The 17849-nt window shown below is 63.5% G+C and carries 19 protein-coding genes; 5 read left to right on the forward strand and 14 right to left on the reverse strand.

Going from position 1 to position 17849, the window contains the following annotated elements; all coding sequences use genetic code 11:
* Positions 1-65: 65 nt before the first annotated feature.
* From QOU61_RS11690 to QOU61_RS11735, 10 genes are all read right to left on the reverse strand, one after another.
* A complete protein-coding gene (locus QOU61_RS11690) occupies positions 66-1226 on the reverse strand; it encodes an ABC transporter substrate-binding protein (protein WP_502876916.1) in 1161 nt (386 codons plus the stop codon).
* A 41-nt stretch (positions 1227-1267) separates the two neighbouring features.
* Positions 1268-2290: a PDR/VanB family oxidoreductase gene (locus QOU61_RS11695; RefSeq protein WP_289658486.1), complete on the reverse strand. Its 1023-nt coding sequence runs from the start codon at positions 2288-2290 to the stop codon at positions 1268-1270.
* A gap of 25 nt (positions 2291-2315) precedes the next feature.
* Positions 2316-3035 carry a ferritin family protein gene (locus QOU61_RS11700; protein ID WP_289658488.1) on the reverse strand — a complete coding sequence of 240 codons (720 nt, stop codon included), beginning with the start codon at positions 3033-3035 and terminating at the stop codon, positions 2316-2318.
* A 326-nt stretch (positions 3036-3361) separates the two neighbouring features.
* Positions 3362-4681, reverse strand: a complete 1320-nt coding sequence (locus tag QOU61_RS11705; RefSeq protein WP_289658490.1) for a dicarboxylate/amino acid:cation symporter — start codon at positions 4679-4681, stop codon at positions 3362-3364.
* A 135-nt stretch (positions 4682-4816) separates the two neighbouring features.
* Entirely contained in the window at positions 4817-5641 is an 825-nt protein-coding gene (locus QOU61_RS11710) for a bifunctional allantoicase/(S)-ureidoglycine aminohydrolase (RefSeq protein WP_289658492.1), read from the reverse strand.
* 16 nt (positions 5642-5657) lie between these two features.
* Positions 5658-6152, reverse strand: a complete 495-nt coding sequence (locus tag QOU61_RS11715) for an ureidoglycolate lyase (RefSeq protein WP_502876917.1) — start codon at positions 6150-6152, stop codon at positions 5658-5660.
* Positions 6149-6319, reverse strand: a complete 171-nt coding sequence (locus tag QOU61_RS11720) for a hypothetical protein (RefSeq protein WP_289658494.1) — start codon at positions 6317-6319, stop codon at positions 6149-6151. The genes QOU61_RS11715 and QOU61_RS11720 overlap by 4 nt, the downstream gene beginning before the upstream one ends.
* 120 nt (positions 6320-6439) lie before the next feature.
* The gene (locus QOU61_RS11725) at positions 6440-6889 is read right to left on the reverse strand and encodes a PaaI family thioesterase (protein ID WP_289658496.1); all 450 of its coding nucleotides are present in this window, start codon (positions 6887-6889) and stop codon (positions 6440-6442) included.
* An 11-nt stretch (positions 6890-6900) separates the two neighbouring features.
* On the reverse strand, positions 6901-8592 hold the full coding sequence (locus tag QOU61_RS11730; RefSeq protein ID WP_289658498.1) for an AMP-binding protein: 1692 nt from the start codon (positions 8590-8592) through the stop codon (positions 6901-6903).
* 56 nt (positions 8593-8648) lie between these two features.
* Complete coding sequence (locus QOU61_RS11735) at positions 8649-9284, reverse strand: TetR/AcrR family transcriptional regulator (RefSeq protein WP_289658500.1); 636 nt, start codon at positions 9282-9284, stop codon at positions 8649-8651.
* A gap of 106 nt (positions 9285-9390) precedes the next feature.
* Here QOU61_RS11735 and QOU61_RS11740 point away from each other — a divergent pair, with 106 nt between their 5' ends.
* Positions 9391-10197 (forward strand): enoyl-CoA hydratase/isomerase family protein, encoded by an 807-nt coding sequence (locus QOU61_RS11740; RefSeq protein WP_289658502.1) that lies wholly within the window; start codon positions 9391-9393, stop codon positions 10195-10197.
* Positions 10198-10288: 91 nt separating this feature from the next.
* Here the strand turns inward: QOU61_RS11740 and QOU61_RS11745 are convergent, their stop codons facing one another.
* Both QOU61_RS11745 and QOU61_RS11750 read right to left on the reverse strand, forming a co-directional pair.
* Complete coding sequence (locus tag QOU61_RS11745) at positions 10289-10918, reverse strand: thiamine pyrophosphate-dependent enzyme (RefSeq protein ID WP_289658503.1); 630 nt, start codon at positions 10916-10918, stop codon at positions 10289-10291.
* Positions 10912-11439, reverse strand: coding sequence for a thiamine pyrophosphate-binding protein (locus QOU61_RS11750; RefSeq protein WP_289658504.1), 528 nt, complete (start codon positions 11437-11439; stop codon positions 10912-10914). The genes QOU61_RS11745 and QOU61_RS11750 overlap by 7 nt, the downstream gene beginning before the upstream one ends.
* A gap of 217 nt (positions 11440-11656) precedes the next feature.
* Between QOU61_RS11750 and QOU61_RS11755 the strand changes: the two genes are divergently transcribed.
* The 4 genes from QOU61_RS11755 to QOU61_RS11770 all read left to right on the forward strand — a co-directional run bounded on the left by QOU61_RS11755 (position 11657) and on the right by QOU61_RS11770 (position 15529).
* Positions 11657-12670, forward strand: coding sequence for an ABC transporter substrate-binding protein (locus QOU61_RS11755; RefSeq protein WP_289658505.1), 1014 nt, complete (start codon positions 11657-11659; stop codon positions 12668-12670).
* A gap of 62 nt (positions 12671-12732) precedes the next feature.
* The gene (locus QOU61_RS11760; protein WP_289658506.1) at positions 12733-13584 is read left to right on the forward strand and encodes an ABC transporter permease; all 852 of its coding nucleotides are present in this window, start codon (positions 12733-12735) and stop codon (positions 13582-13584) included.
* Positions 13585-14406, forward strand: a complete 822-nt coding sequence (locus QOU61_RS11765) for an ABC transporter permease (RefSeq protein ID WP_289658507.1) — start codon at positions 13585-13587, stop codon at positions 14404-14406.
* A 10-nt stretch (positions 14407-14416) separates the two neighbouring features.
* A complete protein-coding gene (locus QOU61_RS11770) occupies positions 14417-15529 on the forward strand; it encodes an ABC transporter ATP-binding protein (protein WP_289658508.1) in 1113 nt (370 codons plus the stop codon).
* A 169-nt stretch (positions 15530-15698) separates the two neighbouring features.
* Here the strand turns inward: QOU61_RS11770 and QOU61_RS11775 are convergent, their stop codons facing one another.
* On the reverse strand, positions 15699-17114 hold the full coding sequence (locus QOU61_RS11775) for a Dyp-type peroxidase (protein ID WP_289658509.1): 1416 nt from the start codon (positions 17112-17114) through the stop codon (positions 15699-15701).
* A 5-nt stretch (positions 17115-17119) separates the two neighbouring features.
* Positions 17120-17848, reverse strand: a complete 729-nt coding sequence (locus tag QOU61_RS11780) for a hypothetical protein (protein WP_289658511.1) — start codon at positions 17846-17848, stop codon at positions 17120-17122.
* Position 17849 lies beyond the last annotated feature (1 nt).

Here is a 17849-nt window from a genome sequence, read left to right on the forward strand (position 1 = left end):
GCGCGGCTCGCTGGGCCCGCCGTCCGTCTCGTTGCTGGTGAGGGTGCTTGAGGTTCTGAAAAGATCTACTCGACGAGCTTGATCTTCCCGCCGTCGACCTTGACGAAGTAGATTTGCGGGATGCTCTGGCCGCTTTCCTTGCCGGCCGGCCCGGCCTTGTTGAACGTCACCGTGCCGTTCAGTCCGGGAACGGAGACGTTCCACAGCGCCTGACGGATCGCCTCGGGCTCGTCCGATCCCGCCTTGCGGATCGCTGCCGCGATCACCTGAATGCCGTCATAGCCGCGGAAGCTTTCGGTCAGCCCCGCGGGCGCAAATCCACGGCGCGCCCAGGCGTCGATGAAGGCTTTCGCCTTCTCGGGGTGGGCTGTCCTGTCCGGCGTCCAGGGCGAGAAGAACACGAGATGGACCGAGCCATCGGCCGCCGCGCCGGCATGTTCGACGAGCTGATCCGGGCTCTGCGAGCCGCCGGTCGTGATCACCTGCTTGCCGAGATTGAGCGCCTTGACCTGCTTGAGCACCAACGTGAGCTGCTCGACCGCCGTGGTCACGATCAGCGTGTCGGAATCCGACGACTTGATCTTGGCGATCTGCGCGCTCATGTCCTGCGCCGCCTGGTCCATGATCTCGGTCAGGCCGACCTGGATGCCGTTCTCCTTGAACATCTTGCTGAAGTCGGCTGCGGTGCTGCGGCCCCAGTCGTTGTTGATGATGAGGAAGTCGGCCTTCCTGATCTTGAACGTATCGAGCTTGCGCTTGAGGCCCTCGGCCTCGAGGTAGGCGGGCGCGGCGATTCGGAATATGTAGGGGTTGCCGCTCTCGGTGATCTTGTTGGCGCCGGAGGTCTCGACCAGCATAGGCACCTTGTATTGCATGACGACGGGAAGTGCCGCGAGCGTCAGGGTCGAGCCCCAGGCGCCCATCACCACATGGACGTTGTCGCGCGAGATCAGCTTTTCGGCGACGGATGCGGACTCCGTCGGATTGCTCTTGTTGTCCTCGACGACGAGCTTCAGCTTCTGGCCGAGCACGCCGCCATCGGCATTGATCTCGTCGGCGGCGATCCTGGCTCCGTTCAGCACATAATTGCCCGACGCGGCAAACGGACCGGTCAACGGCATGCTCACGCCGATCGCGATCTCGGACGCGTGGCCTGACGCGATCGCGCCCAGCATCAAGGCGAGACCCGCAGCTATCGAGCGCTTTATGTTTTCTGTCTTGCGCATTTTCACTCCCCTCCTGTTTTTCGTTCATCGAGAACGTGACGTCACAATTGCAAAACCAGCCTCTTTGTTTTTGATCGAGAAACGCATGGCAGGATCATCGCGTTGCTCGCGCGCTGCTCGTCGTCCAGCAGGTCGTCGCGATGGTCCGGTTCGCCCGCCGCGACCTTGAGCAGGCACGTGCCGCAGATGCCGGCGCGGCAGGAATTGGTGACCTGGTAGCCGGCGTTTTCCAGCACTTCGAGCAGGCTGTCATCCTCGCCGACGACAAGAACCTGGCCGGAAAGCGCCAGTTCGACCTCGAAGCTGTCGCCGGCAGCAGGCTCGGCGACCAGCTTCGGCGCAAAGCGCTCACGGTGCAGGGAGGCTGGCGGCCAGCACCGCGATGCGCCCTCGACCGCGTCGATCAGCGGGCCGGGGCCGCAGCAATAGATCAGCGTGCCGCGCTGCGGGACCGACAGGTGCCGGTCGAGATCGATCAAGCCGAACTCGTCCTGCGGCACGATGGAGATGTCGGCATCCTGATGGCCTGCGATCTCGTCGAGAAACGCCATCGAGCCGCGCGTGCGACCGCCATAGACCAGTGTCCAGGGGCGCCCGTGGCGCGACGCCTCCTTCAGCATGGGCAGGATCGGCGTGATCCCGATGCCGCCGGCGATGAACAAATAGCGGTTCGCATCGGTCAACGCGAAGTTGTTGCGCGGCCCCGACACCGGTATCACGTCGCCGGCACGCAGGGCGTCGTGAACATAGGCGGAGCCGCCGCGGCTGTTCGGCTCGCGCAACACCGCAATCCGCCAGGTCTCGCGGTCAGCGAGCTCGCCGCACAGCGAATATTGTCGGGCGATGCCGTTGGGCAGTTTCAGATCGATATGCGCGCCCGCGTCCCAGGCGGGCAGGAGGCCGCCGTCGGCATGACCAAGCTCGATCGCGAGCACGCCGTCCGCGACCGCGGAGAGGCGGCGTACCCTGGCGTTGAATGTCGAGCTTGCGTCCATCGTGTTGCCTTGCAGCGGGTGTCCCGCGACGACCCGTATGAACGGGTCGCGCGAGCAATGGCGGCGCATGGCGGCGCCGGATCGATGATCTGCGTCAGACGGCGGCGGCCGTCTTGCCTTCCCTGGCGCGCATCGTTGCGGCCACCACTTCGGGCGTGAACGTCTTCCAGGCGATGTCGCGCATGCCGATCATCGCGCGCAGGATTTCCTCGCGATCCTCGTCGGTCTTGGCGTAGGTGCTGAGGATCTGCCGGCCGAGCCCGGTGTGGAATTTCTCGTCGATCTCGATCTGCTTGTAGATCTTCACCACCTCGGTGTGGCCCTGGCGCGCGGCGCCGATGAAGGTCGGCTCGAAGCTGCCCGAGGCGGAGGTTTCCGAGACGTACCAGGCCGCTATTCCCGCGAGATGATGACGGTCCATGCAACCCCAGAGCCAGCTGCTCCAGGGCACGGAAGAGTCAGGCACGCTGGTCGGCACGGTGCCGCCGAGCGACTCGACGGCCCGGCCGACGTCCTCATAGTGTTCGGCCTCCTGAAACGACTGCTTGGCAAGCAGCGTGATGTGATTGCGCTTGAAGCGCATGCCGTAGCGGCGGATCTGCTCGTTCAGCAGGAAGACATAATCGATTTCCCGCCACGCCCGCGTTTCAAGCCAGGTCGCCAATACCTTCGGATTCGGGTTCTCGTTGTAGGCGTCGAAGAAGGCCGTCGTGGCCTTCCGCGTGGTCTCGAAAACCGACTCCAGGATTTCGTCGACCTGCGTGCTGATCGGTGCCAGACCATCGCCGCCGCGTACTTTGTTGACGTCAAGCATTCCAGTTTCCCCTGTCTCTTCGAGTGAAGCGTTGCTCTCCTTCGATGAGACTAGGGGAGGTGGTGGGGCGCCGGGAACGCGGCTTGAACTATCGCAGCCTTTAGAGATTCTAAAGCGGGGTCTGGCGGCAGCTACCGCTGGAACCAGCGACGGGCGATACGCTAGTGGTCCGATTCTAACATTCGCATCCCGTTCTAGCAGGCATGTTTGCGAATGTTAGAATCAAAGGACCACTAGCAAATATAGATTTCTAGTGGAGTTTTGGATTTGACATTCGCTTTGCGGGCTCGTGGTTAGGATGGGTAGCGAATGTCAAATCCACTCCACTAGCCGGTCGTCACATCGACCAGCTCGCGGCCGTCGAGCACGGCGCTGGCCTTGGCGCGATCGAGATCGCCCTCCCAGGCCGCGACCACGACGGTTGCGACGCAATTGCCGATCAGATTGCCGAGCGCCCGCGCCATGCCGATGAACCAGTCGACCGAGAGCACGAGCACAAGCCCGATGGCGGGAATGCTCGGTACCGCATTCAAGGTGGCAGCCAGAATGACGATGGCCGATCCGGGAACGCCGTGCGCGCCCTTCGAGGTGATCAGCGACACCGCCAGGATGAGCAGAAGGTCCCCGAACGAGAGCGGCGTGTTGGTGGCCTGCGCAATGAATACCACGGCAAGCGTCAGGTAGATCGAAAACGCATCGAGGTTGAAGGAATAGCCGGTGGGAATGACGAGGCCGACGACGGAATCCTTGACACCGAGCCGTTCGAGCTTGCGCATGACCTGCGGCAGCACTGCGTCCGAGGAGGCGGTAGCGAGCACGATCGTCAGCTCCTCGCGCAGGTAGTTCAGGAACTTGAGGATGTTCAGGCCGGCAAGCGCCAGCACGCCGCCGAGGACAGCGAGTACGAAGATCGCGACCGAAACATAGAACAGCGCAACCAGCGAGATCAGTTGCTTCAGCGAGCCGACGCCATATTTCCCGACCGTGTAGGCAACGGCGCCGAGGACGCCGAGCGGTGCGACGCGAACGATCAGGCCCATGGCGCGGAACAGCACGGTCGATACCGCATCGATCAGGGAGCCGATGCGCTCGCCTTTCTCGCCGCCGACCAGCGCGAGGCTGACGCCGAAGATGATGGCGAAGAACAGCACCTGCAGCACGTCATTGCGCGCCAGCGCGTCGAAGGAGGTGGTGGGGATGATGTTCATCAGGAAGCTGCCGATGCCGCCGCCCTGCAGCCTGTGCGCGTTGTCGGCGTAGCTGCTGAGCGCCTTGGCGTCGAGCGTCGAGGTGTCGATGTTCATGCCGTGGCCGGGGCCGAACAGATAGGCGAGCAGGAGACCTATGATCAGTGCGACCGTCGTCATCACCTCGAAATAGACCAGTGCCTTGACCCCGACCCGGCCGACCTTCTTCAGGTCGCCCGCGCCCGCGATGCCGTGAACGACGACGCAGAACACGATCGGCGCGACGATCATCGAGATCAGCTTCAGGAAGGCGTCGCTCAGGATTTTCAGGCTGACGGCAAATTCGGGTGCGGTCACGCCCAGCACGATGCCGAGGATCAGGCCCGCCAGCACCTGCACGAACAGCGAGGTGTAGATCGGCTTCCGCGCGCCGACCGCTGTCGCTGACATCGTGGCCATGGCGTGCTCCCCCTCGTTCGGCGCATGTTAGCGGAAGCGCAAGCAACACGCATGCCATTTCCGAGAACCGGGAGGCACCGGCCGGGCTTTATCCTTGGCACGTCGCTTGCTTAGTCTTTCGAATGAGCGCGTCGTTCAACCGCGCAGCAGGCGGGGGTGCCGGTTGACGTCCTTGTAGAGGAGGTAGCGGAAGCGACCTGGGCCGCCCGCGTAGCATGCCTGCGGACAGAATGCGCGCAGCCACATGTAGTCGCCGGCCTCCACCTCGACCCAATCCCGATTGAGCCGGTAGACCGCCTTGCCTTCGAGCACGTAGAGACCGTGTTCCATCACATGCGTTTCCATGAACGGGATCACGGCGCCGGGCTCCAGGCTGACGATGTTGACGTGCATGTCGTGGCGCAGGTCGGCGGGATCGACGAAGCGTTGCGTCCCCCATTTGCCGTCCGTGCCGGGCATGCCGTGCAATTCGGCCAGCTTTTCGTTCGTGACGAAAGGGTCCGGCGCGGCAAGGCCGGCGACCGGCTCATAGGCCTTCCTGATCCAGTGGAATTTGGCCAATGCGGCGCTGCGGTTGTGCAGGGCCCACTGCGCGCCGGCTGGAATATAGGCGTAGCCGCCGGCCGCGAGCGTGTGGGCCGAGCCGCCGAGCCAGAGACGCACCTCGCCTTCGACGACAAACAGCACGCTCTCGGCCTGTGCGTCGGCGTCGGGCTTGTCGCTGCCGCCGCCCGGCGCCACTTCCATGATGTAGTGCGAGAACGTCTCGGCAAAGCCGGACAGCGGGCGGGCGATGATCCACAGCCGCGTCTGCTCCCAGTACGGCAGGTAGCTCGTCACGATATCGCGCATCACGCCGCGCGGGATGACGGCGTAAGCCTCGGTGAAGACGGCGCGGTCGGTCAGGAGGTCGGTCTGCGGCGGATGTCCGCCCATGCCCGAATAGTAGTGGTTTGTCATGCAACGCCTCCGATGGTCATGCCGCAAGCGCCATCTGCCCGGCCGTGCCGAGTTCGACTTCTTCGAGGTTGTTTCCAGGGCCCATCCGGTCGACCACGAGAAAGCGACTGTCCGGATCGAGCACGAGCAGGGGATGGTGCCAGACATTGCGCGCATAGTTGACGCCCTGTCGGCCCGAGGCGCGGAAGGCACGGTAGCTCTGCGCCTCGCGTGGGTTTGCGCACACGACGACGAGCCAGGGCCTGTCCTGCATCGGCGCAAAGAGCTGGCTGCCGAGCGGATGGCGCTCCATCAGCGCGATGACGACCGGCGAGGGACGCGGCTGCGCCGTGAACAGGCTGACATTGAGGTTGCCGCCTTCGCTTGCGACATCGATCGTCGCAAGGCCGTTGCAGCGCTCCGCAAAGCCCTGGTTGATCGGTATGGCCTGCGCGCCGGCGGCGTCGATGACGTCGCCGAACGGTGCGAAGGCCTCGCGCGTCAGCGGTTCGATGGGGATCGTCTTCATCATCGCCGTTCGATCCAGGATGCGAGAACCCTGCGCTCGTCGTCGGTTATCTCGGTGATGTTGTTCGGCGGCATAGCGCCGGTCAGCACGGCCTGCAGATAGATGAGCGGCGCGTTATGGGCGATTGCGCCGGACGAGTCCAGAAGAATCGCGGTTCTGCTCGGCATCATCGTTGGCGCTGTTGTCGCGGCACTCACGGGCAAGATGAGCTTTGCCACCGTCGGAAGCTGTTGGCTGTGCCGAGCTTGCGGCCGCCGCAAAGCAGGCGCCAGGCGAGCATTGAGGGCTGATCAGCCCGGCTTTGGGGCCGGGATCGCGTAACTGCAGGTCGAAGTGCAAAGGATCGTCTCTGGATTGGTGGCCGGGAATACGATGCAACGTCCCACGGACGTGGCCTCGCTGGCATGGAGCATTCGGCATTCCGCGAGCAGGTCCGTTGCGGCCGGCCGTTGAAGAAACTGCACGGCAAGCTGGGTTGTGAGGGCGCCCGTGCTGTCTGCGTCCAAGGAAAGGACGACCGCATACATGGCAAGATCAATCAGCGCCATCATCGATGGTCCGCCATGCGTTCCACCGGGTCTCAGGATCTTGGGACTGTAGTCGAGTCGGAGCAGCGCGACCCCCGGATCAATCCTTTCCGCCTGAATGCCGAAGAAGATCGCGGCCGGCATTGTGGCGCGGAGGATATCGTTGAATTCCGACGTTGAGATGCCTGATTTGTGCGCGGACATCGTGCCCATGTGAGCGCTCGTCACGCCGTCTGTTCTTCCCGAAGGCCGAGTTCCTCGCGCATCATTGCCCGCATTTCGACCTTGCGGACCTTCCCAGTGACCGTCATGGGAAACTCCTCCACGAACTTGACATAGTGTGGCGCCTTGAAATGGGCGAGCCGCGCGCGGCAATAGTCACGGACGTCGTTGGCCGTCAGTTCCCACCCGGAGCGCAGCCTGACCCACACGCAAATCTGCTCGCCGAATTTGGCATCGGGAACACCGAATGCGCAGGCCGCCTCGATGCCGGGATGCCCGTGGAGCGTCTCCTCGATCTCGCGCGGATAGATATTTTCGCCACCGCGTATGATCATGTCTTTGAGTCTGCCAACGATGTTGCAATAGCCCTCCGCATCCATCGTTGCGAGATCGCCGGTGTGCAGCCAGCCGGCGGTATCGATAGTCTCGGCTGTCTTTTCGGGGTCGCCCCAGTAGCACTGCATGACCGAATAGCCCCGGACCAGCAGCTCCCCGATGCTCCCGCGCGGCACGGTCGTGCCTTGTCGATCGACGATCTTGATTTCGACATGCGGATGAGCGCGACCGACCGTGCCGACACGGCGCTCGATCGGATCATCGGGCGAGCCCTGACAGCTCAGCGGGCTGGTCTCGGTCATACCATAGCCGATCGTAAGCTCGCGCAAGTTCATTCGTTCGATGACGCGGCGCATGACCTCCAGAGGGCAGGGGCTGCCTGCCATGATGCCTGTGCGAAGCGATCGCAGGTCGAAGCGGGAAAATTGCGGATGCTCCATCTCGCCGATGAACATGGTGGGGACGCCGTACAGGACGGTGCATCGTTCAGCTTCAACCGCCTGAAGGACACGCAGAGGGTCAAACGACGCGTCCGGATAAACCAGTGTTGCGCCATACAACACGGCCATCAGGTTGCCGAGCACCATGCCGAAGCAATGATAGAGTGGAACAGGGAGGCAAATGCGATCGGTGCATGAAAGCTTCAGCGGCCGGCCGCTGAAATAGGCGTTGTTGAGAACATTGTGATGGGTGAGCGTTGCGCCCTTTGGCGGCCCGGTTGTCCCGCTGGTAAACTGGATATTGGTCGCGTCGTCGAAGCCGAATGCCGCGGCGATGTCATGCAGTTCCCGTTCGCCGGTCGCGACGCCGAGTTCGATTACGTTGTCGAACGCGAGGGCGCCGGGCATCGCTTCACCGATCTGGACGATGATCTCGAGCTTGGGAAGCCGTGATGCCTTCAGCCGTCCCGGCTCGGAACCAGCAAGTTCGGGCGCCAGTTCGTTCAGCATGCCCGCATAGTTGCTGCCCTTGTGGGACGTCGCGATGACGAGAGCTTTGCAGCCGACCTTGTCGAGCGCATAGCCGGCTTCCTCGACACGGTAGGCCGGATTGATGGTCACCAGAATAAGACCGGCTTTGGCGGCCGCGAACTGCGCAACCACCCATTCCGCGTTGTTGGGGGACCATATGCCGATGCGGTCGCCCGGACGAAGCCCCAAGGCGAGCAGGCCGGCGGCGAAAGCATTCACCTTGTCCGATAGCTCGCGATAGGTCCAGCGTACATTCTGATAGGGGACGACGAGTGCTTCGCGCGAAGACCAAAGTGCGACCGCGAGATCGAAACGAGCGCCTATGGTCTCGCCGATCAGCGGTTCGTCGCAAGCACCGTGCGCATAGCTGGTCGCGGCTTGAAGCATCTGGTTGACTCCCTTCGTCCTGGTTGACTGGCGCGAGGCCGGAGCAACGAACGCAGCTAGGAGCGTTTTCGCGCCTTCGGCAGTCGCAGTGCCAGGTTTGTGGTGTGACGATCGACGACGCTTGCGAGGTCGGTACCGATCACGCGCAAACGGCCCGTATGGGCGGCGACCAGCGAGCCGATCATCTCGTCGAAGATCACCGCGACCTCGACGTTAAGCTGCGTGTCGGGTATTCCGGCACGCGACAGTTCGGTCCGGAACACGTCAAGCACCGTCAGCAGCTTTTCGTTGAGCTCCCGGTTCAGCTTGGGCGTCAGGCCTCGTGGCCGGGCGCCGTTGAGGAGATAGAGGCTGAGGTCGAGATCGCGCGGGTTCTGGTCGTAGAAGCGGACCAGCGCCCGGAAGGCGGCCGCGAGCCTTTCAAGCGGCTCTCCGTTTGGAGCGACCGATCGCTCGACCTCCATAAAGAGCTGATCGAGCGAGGCGCGGAGGATGTCGGCGTACAGCTCTTCCTTGTTGGCATAGTGAAAATAGATCGCGCCGGTGGTGTAGCCCGCCAGTCGCGCAATTTCGCGCACCGAGGTTCGCTCCAGCCCGAAATCGGCAAAAAGCTTCTTTGCCGCCGAACGGATCAGTTCGCGCTTGGTCGCATCCACTGCAAGTTTGCGGTTTTTCCTCTCGGGATCGTCCATGATCAATCCTGTCCAGCGGAACTGCGCTCGAAGCTTGCGTACATAACGATGTTATGTATTTATAACTTCGTGATGTTCAAAGTCAACACCGAATGGGAGTTCACACATGGCCGTGCTGGAAATCGAAAAACGCAATAGGATCGCTTACCTCAGGCTCAATCGCCCGGAAGCGAAGAACGCGATCAATCTTGAACTGCATAATGCGCTTTGCGCCGCCTGGGATGATCTCGAACGCGACGATCTGACTGACGTGGTGATTATCACCGGCACGGGCGATGCCTTCTGCGCCGGGATGGATCTCAAGACGCACGTCTCCGCCTATGTCGGCGCCTCGCCCGGAAAACTTGCCGATTGGGTGAAGTTGGGGCTTGGTGGCGCGACGCGGGGCAAGCACCGTTTTCCAAAGCCCGTCATCGCTGCAGTGAACGGCTGGGCGCTGGCCGGCGGGTTCGAGACGGCGCTTGCTGCGGACATTCGCATTGCTTCAGAGCGCGCCCAATTCGGGTCGTTCGAAGCGCGCCGGGGCTTCCACCATGGCGACGGCGGCATCGCCCGGCTGGTCAATTTCTGCGGAGTCGGGATTGCGCTGGAGATGCTGCTGACCGCAGAGCCGATTGATGCGTACCGAGCCTTTCAGATCAACCTGGTTTCGCAGGTCGTGCCGCATGAAAAGCTGATGGAGACGGCTGAAGCTGTGGCCAGAACCATCCTCCGCAACGATCAGGCATCCATCCGGTCGGCAAAGCGGGTGACTCTCGACATGGTCGGGCGCAGCCTTGACGACCAGCTCTACAGGGAAGCGTATGCCGCCTATACGCTGATGGCGAGCAACCCGACCGTGCCCGAGCTTCTGAAGAACTTCTACGAGAAGACCGACAAGGGACGACACGGCGTCAGTGCGACGCGCCTGTAGCCGAGCAAACCGCTCAACCTTCAGGCCTGGGAAGCGCGGCCCGAGCGGGCCACGCTTTCCGGGGACGGGTGCGACCTCGCTCGACGCACGCCTACATCCCTTCGAGCTTGCCGCCGCCGAACAGCGTCGGGATGTAGCGCGGCGCGCCGATCGCCGCCATGAAGCGCTGCTTGGTCATGATGGGATCGAGCGCGACCGGCGGATGCACCACTTCGATGTCGGGCTCGGTCGCGAGCACCAGAAACTCCGCGCCGTCGCGCTTTGAGCTGGCCCGCATTTTCGCACCCAGCGCTTCCGGCTTGGCGAGGTTCTCGGCGCGCGCAATGCCTGACGCTCGGGCAAGTGCGGCAAGGTCGAGCCCGGCATTGGTCAGCGCCTGACCGCCGGAGGCCGCGTGAACGCCGTTCTGGATCAAGAGCATCGTGAGGTTGGGCGGATTGACGGCGCCGATCGTGACCAGCGCGCCCATATGCATCAACAACGCACCGTCGCCCTCGACCGCGATCACCGGCCGCTTCGGCTGCGCCACCGCAAGACCAAGCGCGAGCGGCAGCGCAAGCCCCATCGCATCCTCGAAGTAGAAATTTTCCGGCGCGTGATGCAGCGCGGCCCACAGATAGGACGCGTTGCCAAGGCACGTCACCACGAGTGCTTCAGGCGGCAGGGTCGCGGCGAGCGCCTTGTAATAGTCGGCCCTGGTCGGATGAGCGGTCTTCACCATTGGACGTCCTCCCGTGACACCAGCAGCGCAAATGGGCACGATCCCTCTTCGGCATAGGTCGCGGCCTGCTCGACCTGCGGGCCGATCGGCCGGTAGCGATCCGAGCGTGTGTGCGCGAGGCCAAGGCCGGTGAAGACCGGCTCCGTCGCGCGCCCCTTGGGGATGTGATAGAAGACGGGGTCTTCCGGCGCGCCGCGATACGACACCAGCATCAGAAGCGGAAACTGGTAGCGCTGTGCCAGGGAGACCATGCCGGCCCCCATGCTGAGCACGCCGGCGTTCTGCACCAGTAGCGCCGTGCGCACGCCGCCGAGGCGGATGCCGCAGGCGATCGCCAGCGCTTCCTCCTCATGGGTTGCCCGCACCAGCTGCATCGTCGGCTCCTGCTCGATGCGAACCAGCAGCTCGCCGAGCCATCCGTCCGGCACCGAAACGACGGCGCGGAAGCCGAGACGCTTGAGCGTCGCCAGCATTTCCGACGGCCGATGCGCATCTGGGCGTTCTGCACCCGTCTTGGTCATCAATTGCATCTCCTGGTGGCACGCGGTTGGATCGGGGCGCGCCTCGACGGTTCCCGGCCGAAAACCGGCGGACTATCCCGTCGCGGGCGCGGACGATATCGGCATAAGGTTCTATTGTCGATAAGACAAACCTATTGTCGGCACCGTTTTGTTGGTGCAGGATCGCCGTTGCTGGGGAAACGATCCGGCGGCGCCCGGCGCCGCGAGGGGGATAAAAATGGCTCGCTTTTGGCTCGTGCTCTTTTCTCTTATCATTGCGCTGCCGGCGCATGCGCAGGACAAGCTCGTCGTCAGCATCTGGGGCGGCAGCTGGCGCGACCTCGTCGCCGAAACCGTGGCCAAGAAATTCACCGCCGACACCGGGGTGCCGGTCGAGTTCATCACCGGCGGCACGATCGACCGGCTCAACAAGGAGAAGCTCGCCAAGGGCAATCCCGAGAGCGACATCACCTTCACCACCTCGCATGTCGGCTGGCTCTATGCCAATGACGGCCTGTTCGAGACGCTCGACACGTCAAAGATCCCGAACGCCCAGAACCTCGCCGACGAGGCGCGCATCAGCCCCTATCATCTCGGCGCGTGGGCCTACGTCTACACCATCGGCTATCGCCCCGACCTGCTCAAGGGCGTCAAGTTCGAGAGCTGGAACGACCTCTGGAGCCCTGACCTGAAGGCGAAGCTGGCGGCGCCCGATTTCGATCCGAGCCATATCATCGCGGTCGCGGCGATGCTGTCGGGCGCGGACGCGGCGCACTGGGAGAAGGGCCAGGACAAGCTCAAGGCGCTGAAGCCCAACTTCAAGGCGTTCTACACCAACGACGCCAACAGCCAACAGTTGCTTGCCTCCGGCGAAACGCCGGTGCAGATCGTGCTTTCCATGAACGCCTATTACATGATCGGGCAGGGCGTTCCGATCGCACTCGCGATTCCGAAGGAGGGCGCGGTGCTCGGCATCGACACCGTCGCCATCATGAAGGGGTCGAAGAAGGCGGATCTCGCCTACAAGTTCATCAACACGCTGTACGATCCCGATATCCAGGCCGAGATCGCCAAGATCAAGAAGGGCAGCCCGGCCGTGCTCAACGCCAAGCTCGATCCCGAGATCGCCAAGCTGCCCGGTGTCTTCACCACCGCGGCGCAGTGGAAGCAGCAGATCAACATCGATTCCAAGCTGCGCGCGGAGAAGACCGCGGAATGGCGCAAATGGTTTGCCGAGAACATCATGAACTGAGCCGGCACGAACCGACCTGACATGAACCGGCCTGATCCGCTTCGGCGCCTGATGCCCGTCCGATGAACCAGCAGCCTTTCCTTCGCCCCTTCACGGCGCCGGCCGCGCTCTGCGCGTTCGCCTTCGTCGCCGCCATGGCCGCGGTGCTGCAATACAGCCTGCGTGCCTATGTGCCGGGTTCGCTCGATCCCGGCGGCTTCACGCTCGCCAATTTTGCCGACCTGTTGAAGCCGCTCTACGCGCGGGTGTTTCTCGATACCGTGTGGATCTGTGCGCTGACGGCGGCGGCGACGCTGGTCGTCGGCTATCCGCTGGCCTACGCGCTGGTGCGCGTCGAGAACGCGGTTGCGAAATCGGCGCTGCTGGTCATCGTCGTCACGCCATTGTTCCTTGGCGAAGTGGTGCGGACCTATTCCTGGATCATCGTGCTCGGCAACAATGGCTTCATCAATTCGGTGCTGCGCGGCCTTGGACTGATCGATCAGCCGGTGCAGTTCATGTTCACCACCTTCGGCGTGGTGGTGGCGCTGGTCCATGTCACGCTGCCGGTCATGGTGATCATGTTGGCGGCCGGGCTGTCGCACATCGATCGCGACTACCTGCGGGCCGCCGAGAGTCTCGGCGCCGGCCCGATCCGCGTGTTTCTCACCGTGACCCTGCCGCTGTCGATGCCGGGCGTGATCGCCGGCGTCACGACGGCATTCGCCTGGACGTTTTCCGCCTTCGCCACGCCGCAACTGATCGGCGGCGGCCGCGTCAACATGATCTCGAACCTGGTCTATCAGCTCGGCTTCGCCAGCTTCAACTTCCCGTTCGCCGCGACGCTCTGCGTCGCGGGGCTGGCGCTCACCATCGCGGTCTTGTTCCTGCTGCGGCTTGCGGCAAAGCCGCTCGAAAACATCGAGTCTCATTAGATGATCCCGCGCTCGACCTATCAGCGGATGCTTGGGCTCGCCGGCAAGGTGGCCGTGATCCTGATCCTCGGCTTCCTGATCCTGCCGGCCGCGGTCGTCACCATCGCCGCCTTCAACGACAAGGCGATCCTGTCGTTCCCGCCGCAGGCCTGGTCGTGGCGCTGGTTCGGCAGGGCTCTGGCCTACCAGGACTTCCGCGACGGCTTCCGCAACGGCCTGATCGTGACCGCCTGGAGCTCGACGATCGCGCTCGCCGTCGGCGCCATGTTCGCCTTCGTGATCGACCGCTACCGCCTTCCGTTCAAGAAGGCGATCGAAGGCATATTGGTATCGCCGCTCGTCATCCCGCACTTCACTGTCGGCCTCGGCTTCCTCATCCTCGCGGCGCAGATCGGGCTGAGCCGCGGCTTTGCGGTCGTCGTCGCCTGCCACGTCATTCTGGTGCTGCCCTTCGTGCTGCGCAGCGTCTACGTTTCGCTGAAAAACCTCGATGAGAGCTACGAGCTTGCCGCGGCGAGCCTCGGCGCGACGCCGCTGCGCGTGCTCCTGACGGTCACGCTGCCGCTGTTGCTGCCGGGTCTGGTGAGCGGCTGGCTGTTCGCCGCGATCCTGTCGTTCAACGAATTCACCGCATCCCTGTTCGTCACCTCGCAGCGTACGCAGACCCTGCCGGTTGCGATGTACAACTATGTCCGCGAGTTCGCCGATCCGTCGATGGCGGCGCTCTCGGTGATGTATATCGTCGGCACCGCCGCCCTGATCGCGTTCGCGAACGCCTTCCTGGGGTTAGGCAAGGTGCTCAACATCGAACAGAGCCACTGACGGAGAAGGCATGGCGCAGCCAGTTTCAAGCACGGCTCAGCACGACGCGGCGGTCAGCTTCGACGGCGTCACCAAGCGCTTCGGCGATGTAACCGCGCTCAACGACGTTTCGCTCTCGATCCGGCGCGGCGAATTCATGACCCTGCTCGGACCCTCCGGCTGCGGCAAGACCACGCTGTTGAAACTTGCGGCCGGCTTCCTGGGGCCGGATGGTGGCTCGATCTCGATCGACGGGCGGCTCGTCAACGACATGCCGACCTACAAGCGCGAAATCGGCATGATGTTTCAGAACTACGCCCTGTTTCCCCACATGAGCGTGGCTGAAAACGTGGCCTATGGCCTGAAGACGCGTCGCGTGCCGAAGCAGGAGTGCTACAAGCGTGTCGCCGACGCGCTGGCGCTGGTCAAGCTCAAGGGCATGGAGGACCGCAAGCCGCGGCAGTTGTCGGGCGGCCAGCAGCAGCGCGTTGCGCTGGCGCGCGCGCTCGTCATCAATCCGACCGTGCTGCTGCTCGACGAGCCGTTCTCCGCGCTCGACAAGAACCTGCGCGCCTCGATGCAGGTGGAATTGCGCGAGATCCAGCGCAAGCTCGGATTGACCACGATCTTCGTCACCCACGACCAGAGCGAGGCCCTGAGCATGTCGGACCGGGTAGCGGTCATGTCGGACGGCCGGATCCGCCAGCTCGCGACCCCGATCGAGATCTATCGCCGGCCGAGCGACCGCTTCGTGGCTTCCTTCGTCGGCGATACCAACCGGCTGCGCGGCACGCTGGTCAGCGTCAGTTCGACGGATGCGTTGATCGCATTGGGGACGACGCAATTGAAGGTGCCCGGCGAGTCGCTGTCCGGCGCTGGCGTTGCCGCGCCGGTCGACCTGTTCGTCCGGCCAGAGCAGCTTCGCCTGGTGGGCGCGAGCGAGCCCTGCGCGCTGACCGGTAATGTCGTGGCGCAGGTCTACCAGGGTGGCCATGTCGACCTGCAGGTCGAATGTGCGGCTTCCGGTTACGACCGGCTGCTGGTGCGTTCCAGCGGCGACCAGGCCATGACGCTCTGGCCGCTCGGCGCCAAGGTCGGGATTTCCATCCACAGTGACGGCTGCTCGGCGTTCCCCGCCGAATAGGCTAGTGGTCCGATTCTAACATTCGCATCCCGTCGTGGCAGGCTCCTTTGCGAATGTTAGAATCAAAGGACCACTAGCAAATTATTGTTTCTAGTGGAGCTTTGGATTTGACGTTCGCATCAAGGAATCGCGGTGAGGAGGTAGCGAACGTCAAATCCGCTCCACTAGCTCAGTTGGCAAGCGTGCTGAGGTAGCGGATCGCGGGAATGCTCGGCAGGAAGGTGTAGGCGCCGCCGCGCGTCGTCACGAAACGCGGAAAGCCGCGAAGCCGGATCGGCGCACCCTTCTCAAGCGGCAGGTCGAGCCAGCTCGTCGTTGTCTCGTTGTATCCGACCAGCGGATCGTTGGAGCCGGTGATGCGCGGATCCTGCAGCCCGAGATTGAGCCAGTCGCACGACATCGCCTCGAATTGCGCGCCGAGATTGGCGCCGATGAAATTGCCGAGCAGGCCGCGCTCCTGGTTGTCCGGCTTCTTCGGGTCGAAGGGGTCCCCATAGGGCATGCCGCGGCGGATCAGGCGCCGGCTGTAATTGGCGACGCGCTGCACGATCTGCCCGCCGCGCGGGTTGCAGCGGCGGATATGGGCGCCGTAGGGGCAGGCTGAATTACTGCTGTAATCGAATTCCGTGAGGTCGACCGGCGCTTTCGGGTTGGGCGTGGTGGGCGACAGCGCGAGCGGCACCCCGTTGCGCCAGCGTCCGCACATGGCCGCGGCGACGACCTCGCGAAGGGCTTCGTGGCGCGAGACGCCATCGCCGAAGCTGGCCTCAGTGCCCGGCGGCAGCAGCGCGTTGACGTCGGGATGGTCGGACAGCTCCGTCGCGGCTTGCGTGAGATAGTCCTCGAACGCGGCCGCGTCCTGCGCTAGCACGCGGAAGGCGTTGAAGCTGCCGTTCAGGCCGAGCGCCGCAGGCTCTGGCACGTGAAAGAACAGCCCCTCGAAATTGGTCTCATAGCCCAGCAAGACGGTACCGAGCGGCGCGAAAGGCTGATCGTCGGGCAGGTCGCTGGAGGAATGGATCTCGCGAAACCGCGGCTGCGAGATGTTGTCGCGATAGCCGAAGTGAACGTAGTCCTTCTTGAAGAAGAAGCCGTCGCGGCTGCCGCGCAAATCGAGACCGGAGCCGCCTCTGAGGGCGGCGGCCTGGACGCGATCGAGCTGGTCCTCCTCGTCGGCATGGATCGAGGCGATCAGGTGGACGCGATCCGGCTCATCGAACGGCTTTGCCCAGTTCTCCGGCGCGCTCGGCCCGGCGTCGCCGAGCTTCAGTGCGCGCGCAGTCATGCCTTCCTTGAACTCGGTGGGGAAGCTGTCGAGCGAGGACGAGGGCGCACCCAGCGCGCGCAGCCCCTCGAATGTGAGGGCGATGTTGAAACAGGTATCCGGCTTGGTCTTCCAACGCTCCGGCGTTTCGGTGGTGATGGCGGGAAAGCCGTCGCGGCCGGCGAGACAGGCCGCGAGCCAGCGCCGCGCCGCGCCGCGGTCCTTGACCTCGAGGAGGAGATAGCGCACGCGCGGCTTGTTGTAGCCGCGCAGGATATTGCCCTGGACGTCAGCGTGGTTGAAGTCAGCGGAGTTTGCCACGGTGCTCACCATCCGATTCCGAACTTGTCGCGCACTTGCGCCGCGGAGTAGCCGGGATAGGCGCGATAGCCGCTGCCGAGCGAGACATTGGGGTTGACGTTGAGCTGCAGGATCAGTTCGCGCGGCAGCAGCGTCAGGTCGTCCTTGCCGGTGTCGCCGTTCACGGATTCCTGGTCGCGCAGGATGTCGGTCGCCATGTCGGGCACCTGGTAGAGGTCATGGGCATGCACCCAGTCGATGAATTTCTCGATGTTCTTTTCGGACGGGATCACCTTGTCGCCGCCTTCGACCAACTCCACCACGGCATTGAAGACGCTGCCGATGGTGGCGATGAAGTCGCGGATGTAGTTGGTGAAGTCGCCGTCATAGACGGAGAACATGCAGATATTGTCGTCGACGATCACGAAGCGCGCGAAATGCACGGTGCCGACATTGTCGAGCCCCGCATAGATCTCGTCTTTGTTCTGCGCGATCGCGAGCGCCGCCTTGGCGCGTCCGATCGGCGACTTGTCCTTGAGCGGCATCACGAGGTTCATCATGCGCTGGATGTTGTCGCCCGCCTGCACGGAGAAGCGCGGACCGCCGGGCTGGGGCTTGACCGGCGTCTTCCAGGCCCAATAGGGCACCAGGATTCGCGCCGCGACGAACTGGAAGAAGCCCGTATCCGGCAGCTTGTTGACCAGATCATTCAGCGTGTCTTCAAATCGACCAAACCAATTTTTCTTTTCCGGCATT

The organism is Bradyrhizobium sp. NP1 (genome assembly GCF_030378205.1).
Classification (GTDB): Bacteria; Pseudomonadota; Alphaproteobacteria; order Rhizobiales; family Xanthobacteraceae; genus Bradyrhizobium.

What these genes read in the sequence shown, in the direction of transcription:
- QOU61_RS11690 (WP_502876916.1), bottom strand. Translation starts at nt 1,226, where the DNA reads ATGCGCAAGACAGAAAACATAAAGCGCTCGATAGCTGCGGGTCTCGCC.
- QOU61_RS11695 (WP_289658486.1), bottom strand. Translation starts at nt 2,290, where the DNA reads ATGCGCCGCCATTGCTCGCGCGACCCGTTCATACGGGTCGTCGCGGGA.
- QOU61_RS11700 (WP_289658488.1), bottom strand. Translation starts at nt 3,035, where the DNA reads ATGCTTGACGTCAACAAAGTACGCGGCGGCGATGGTCTGGCACCGATC.
- QOU61_RS11705 (WP_289658490.1), bottom strand. Translation starts at nt 4,681, where the DNA reads ATGGCCACGATGTCAGCGACAGCGGTCGGCGCGCGGAAGCCGATCTAC.
- QOU61_RS11710 (WP_289658492.1), bottom strand. Translation starts at nt 5,641, where the DNA reads ATGACAAACCACTACTATTCGGGCATGGGCGGACATCCGCCGCAGACC.
- QOU61_RS11715 (WP_502876917.1), bottom strand. Translation starts at nt 6,152, where the DNA reads ATGATGAAGACGATCCCCATCGAACCGCTGACGCGCGAGGCCTTCGCA.
- QOU61_RS11720 (WP_289658494.1), bottom strand. Translation starts at nt 6,319, where the DNA reads ATGATGCCGAGCAGAACCGCGATTCTTCTGGACTCGTCCGGCGCAATC.
- QOU61_RS11725 (WP_289658496.1), bottom strand. Translation starts at nt 6,889, where the DNA reads ATGGGCACGATGTCCGCGCACAAATCAGGCATCTCAACGTCGGAATTC.
- QOU61_RS11730 (WP_289658498.1), bottom strand. Translation starts at nt 8,592, where the DNA reads ATGCTTCAAGCCGCGACCAGCTATGCGCACGGTGCTTGCGACGAACCG.
- QOU61_RS11735 (WP_289658500.1), bottom strand. Translation starts at nt 9,284, where the DNA reads ATGGACGATCCCGAGAGGAAAAACCGCAAACTTGCAGTGGATGCGACC.
- QOU61_RS11740 (WP_289658502.1), top strand. Translation starts at nt 9,391, where the DNA reads ATGGCCGTGCTGGAAATCGAAAAACGCAATAGGATCGCTTACCTCAGG.
- QOU61_RS11745 (WP_289658503.1), bottom strand. Translation starts at nt 10,918, where the DNA reads ATGGTGAAGACCGCTCATCCGACCAGGGCCGACTATTACAAGGCGCTC.
- QOU61_RS11750 (WP_289658504.1), bottom strand. Translation starts at nt 11,439, where the DNA reads ATGACCAAGACGGGTGCAGAACGCCCAGATGCGCATCGGCCGTCGGAA.
- QOU61_RS11755 (WP_289658505.1), top strand. Translation starts at nt 11,657, where the DNA reads ATGGCTCGCTTTTGGCTCGTGCTCTTTTCTCTTATCATTGCGCTGCCG.
- QOU61_RS11760 (WP_289658506.1), top strand. Translation starts at nt 12,733, where the DNA reads ATGAACCAGCAGCCTTTCCTTCGCCCCTTCACGGCGCCGGCCGCGCTC.
- QOU61_RS11765 (WP_289658507.1), top strand. Translation starts at nt 13,585, where the DNA reads ATGATCCCGCGCTCGACCTATCAGCGGATGCTTGGGCTCGCCGGCAAG.
- QOU61_RS11770 (WP_289658508.1), top strand. Translation starts at nt 14,417, where the DNA reads ATGGCGCAGCCAGTTTCAAGCACGGCTCAGCACGACGCGGCGGTCAGC.
- QOU61_RS11780 (WP_289658511.1), bottom strand. Translation starts at nt 17,848, where the DNA reads ATGCCGGAAAAGAAAAATTGGTTTGGTCGATTTGAAGACACGCTGAAT.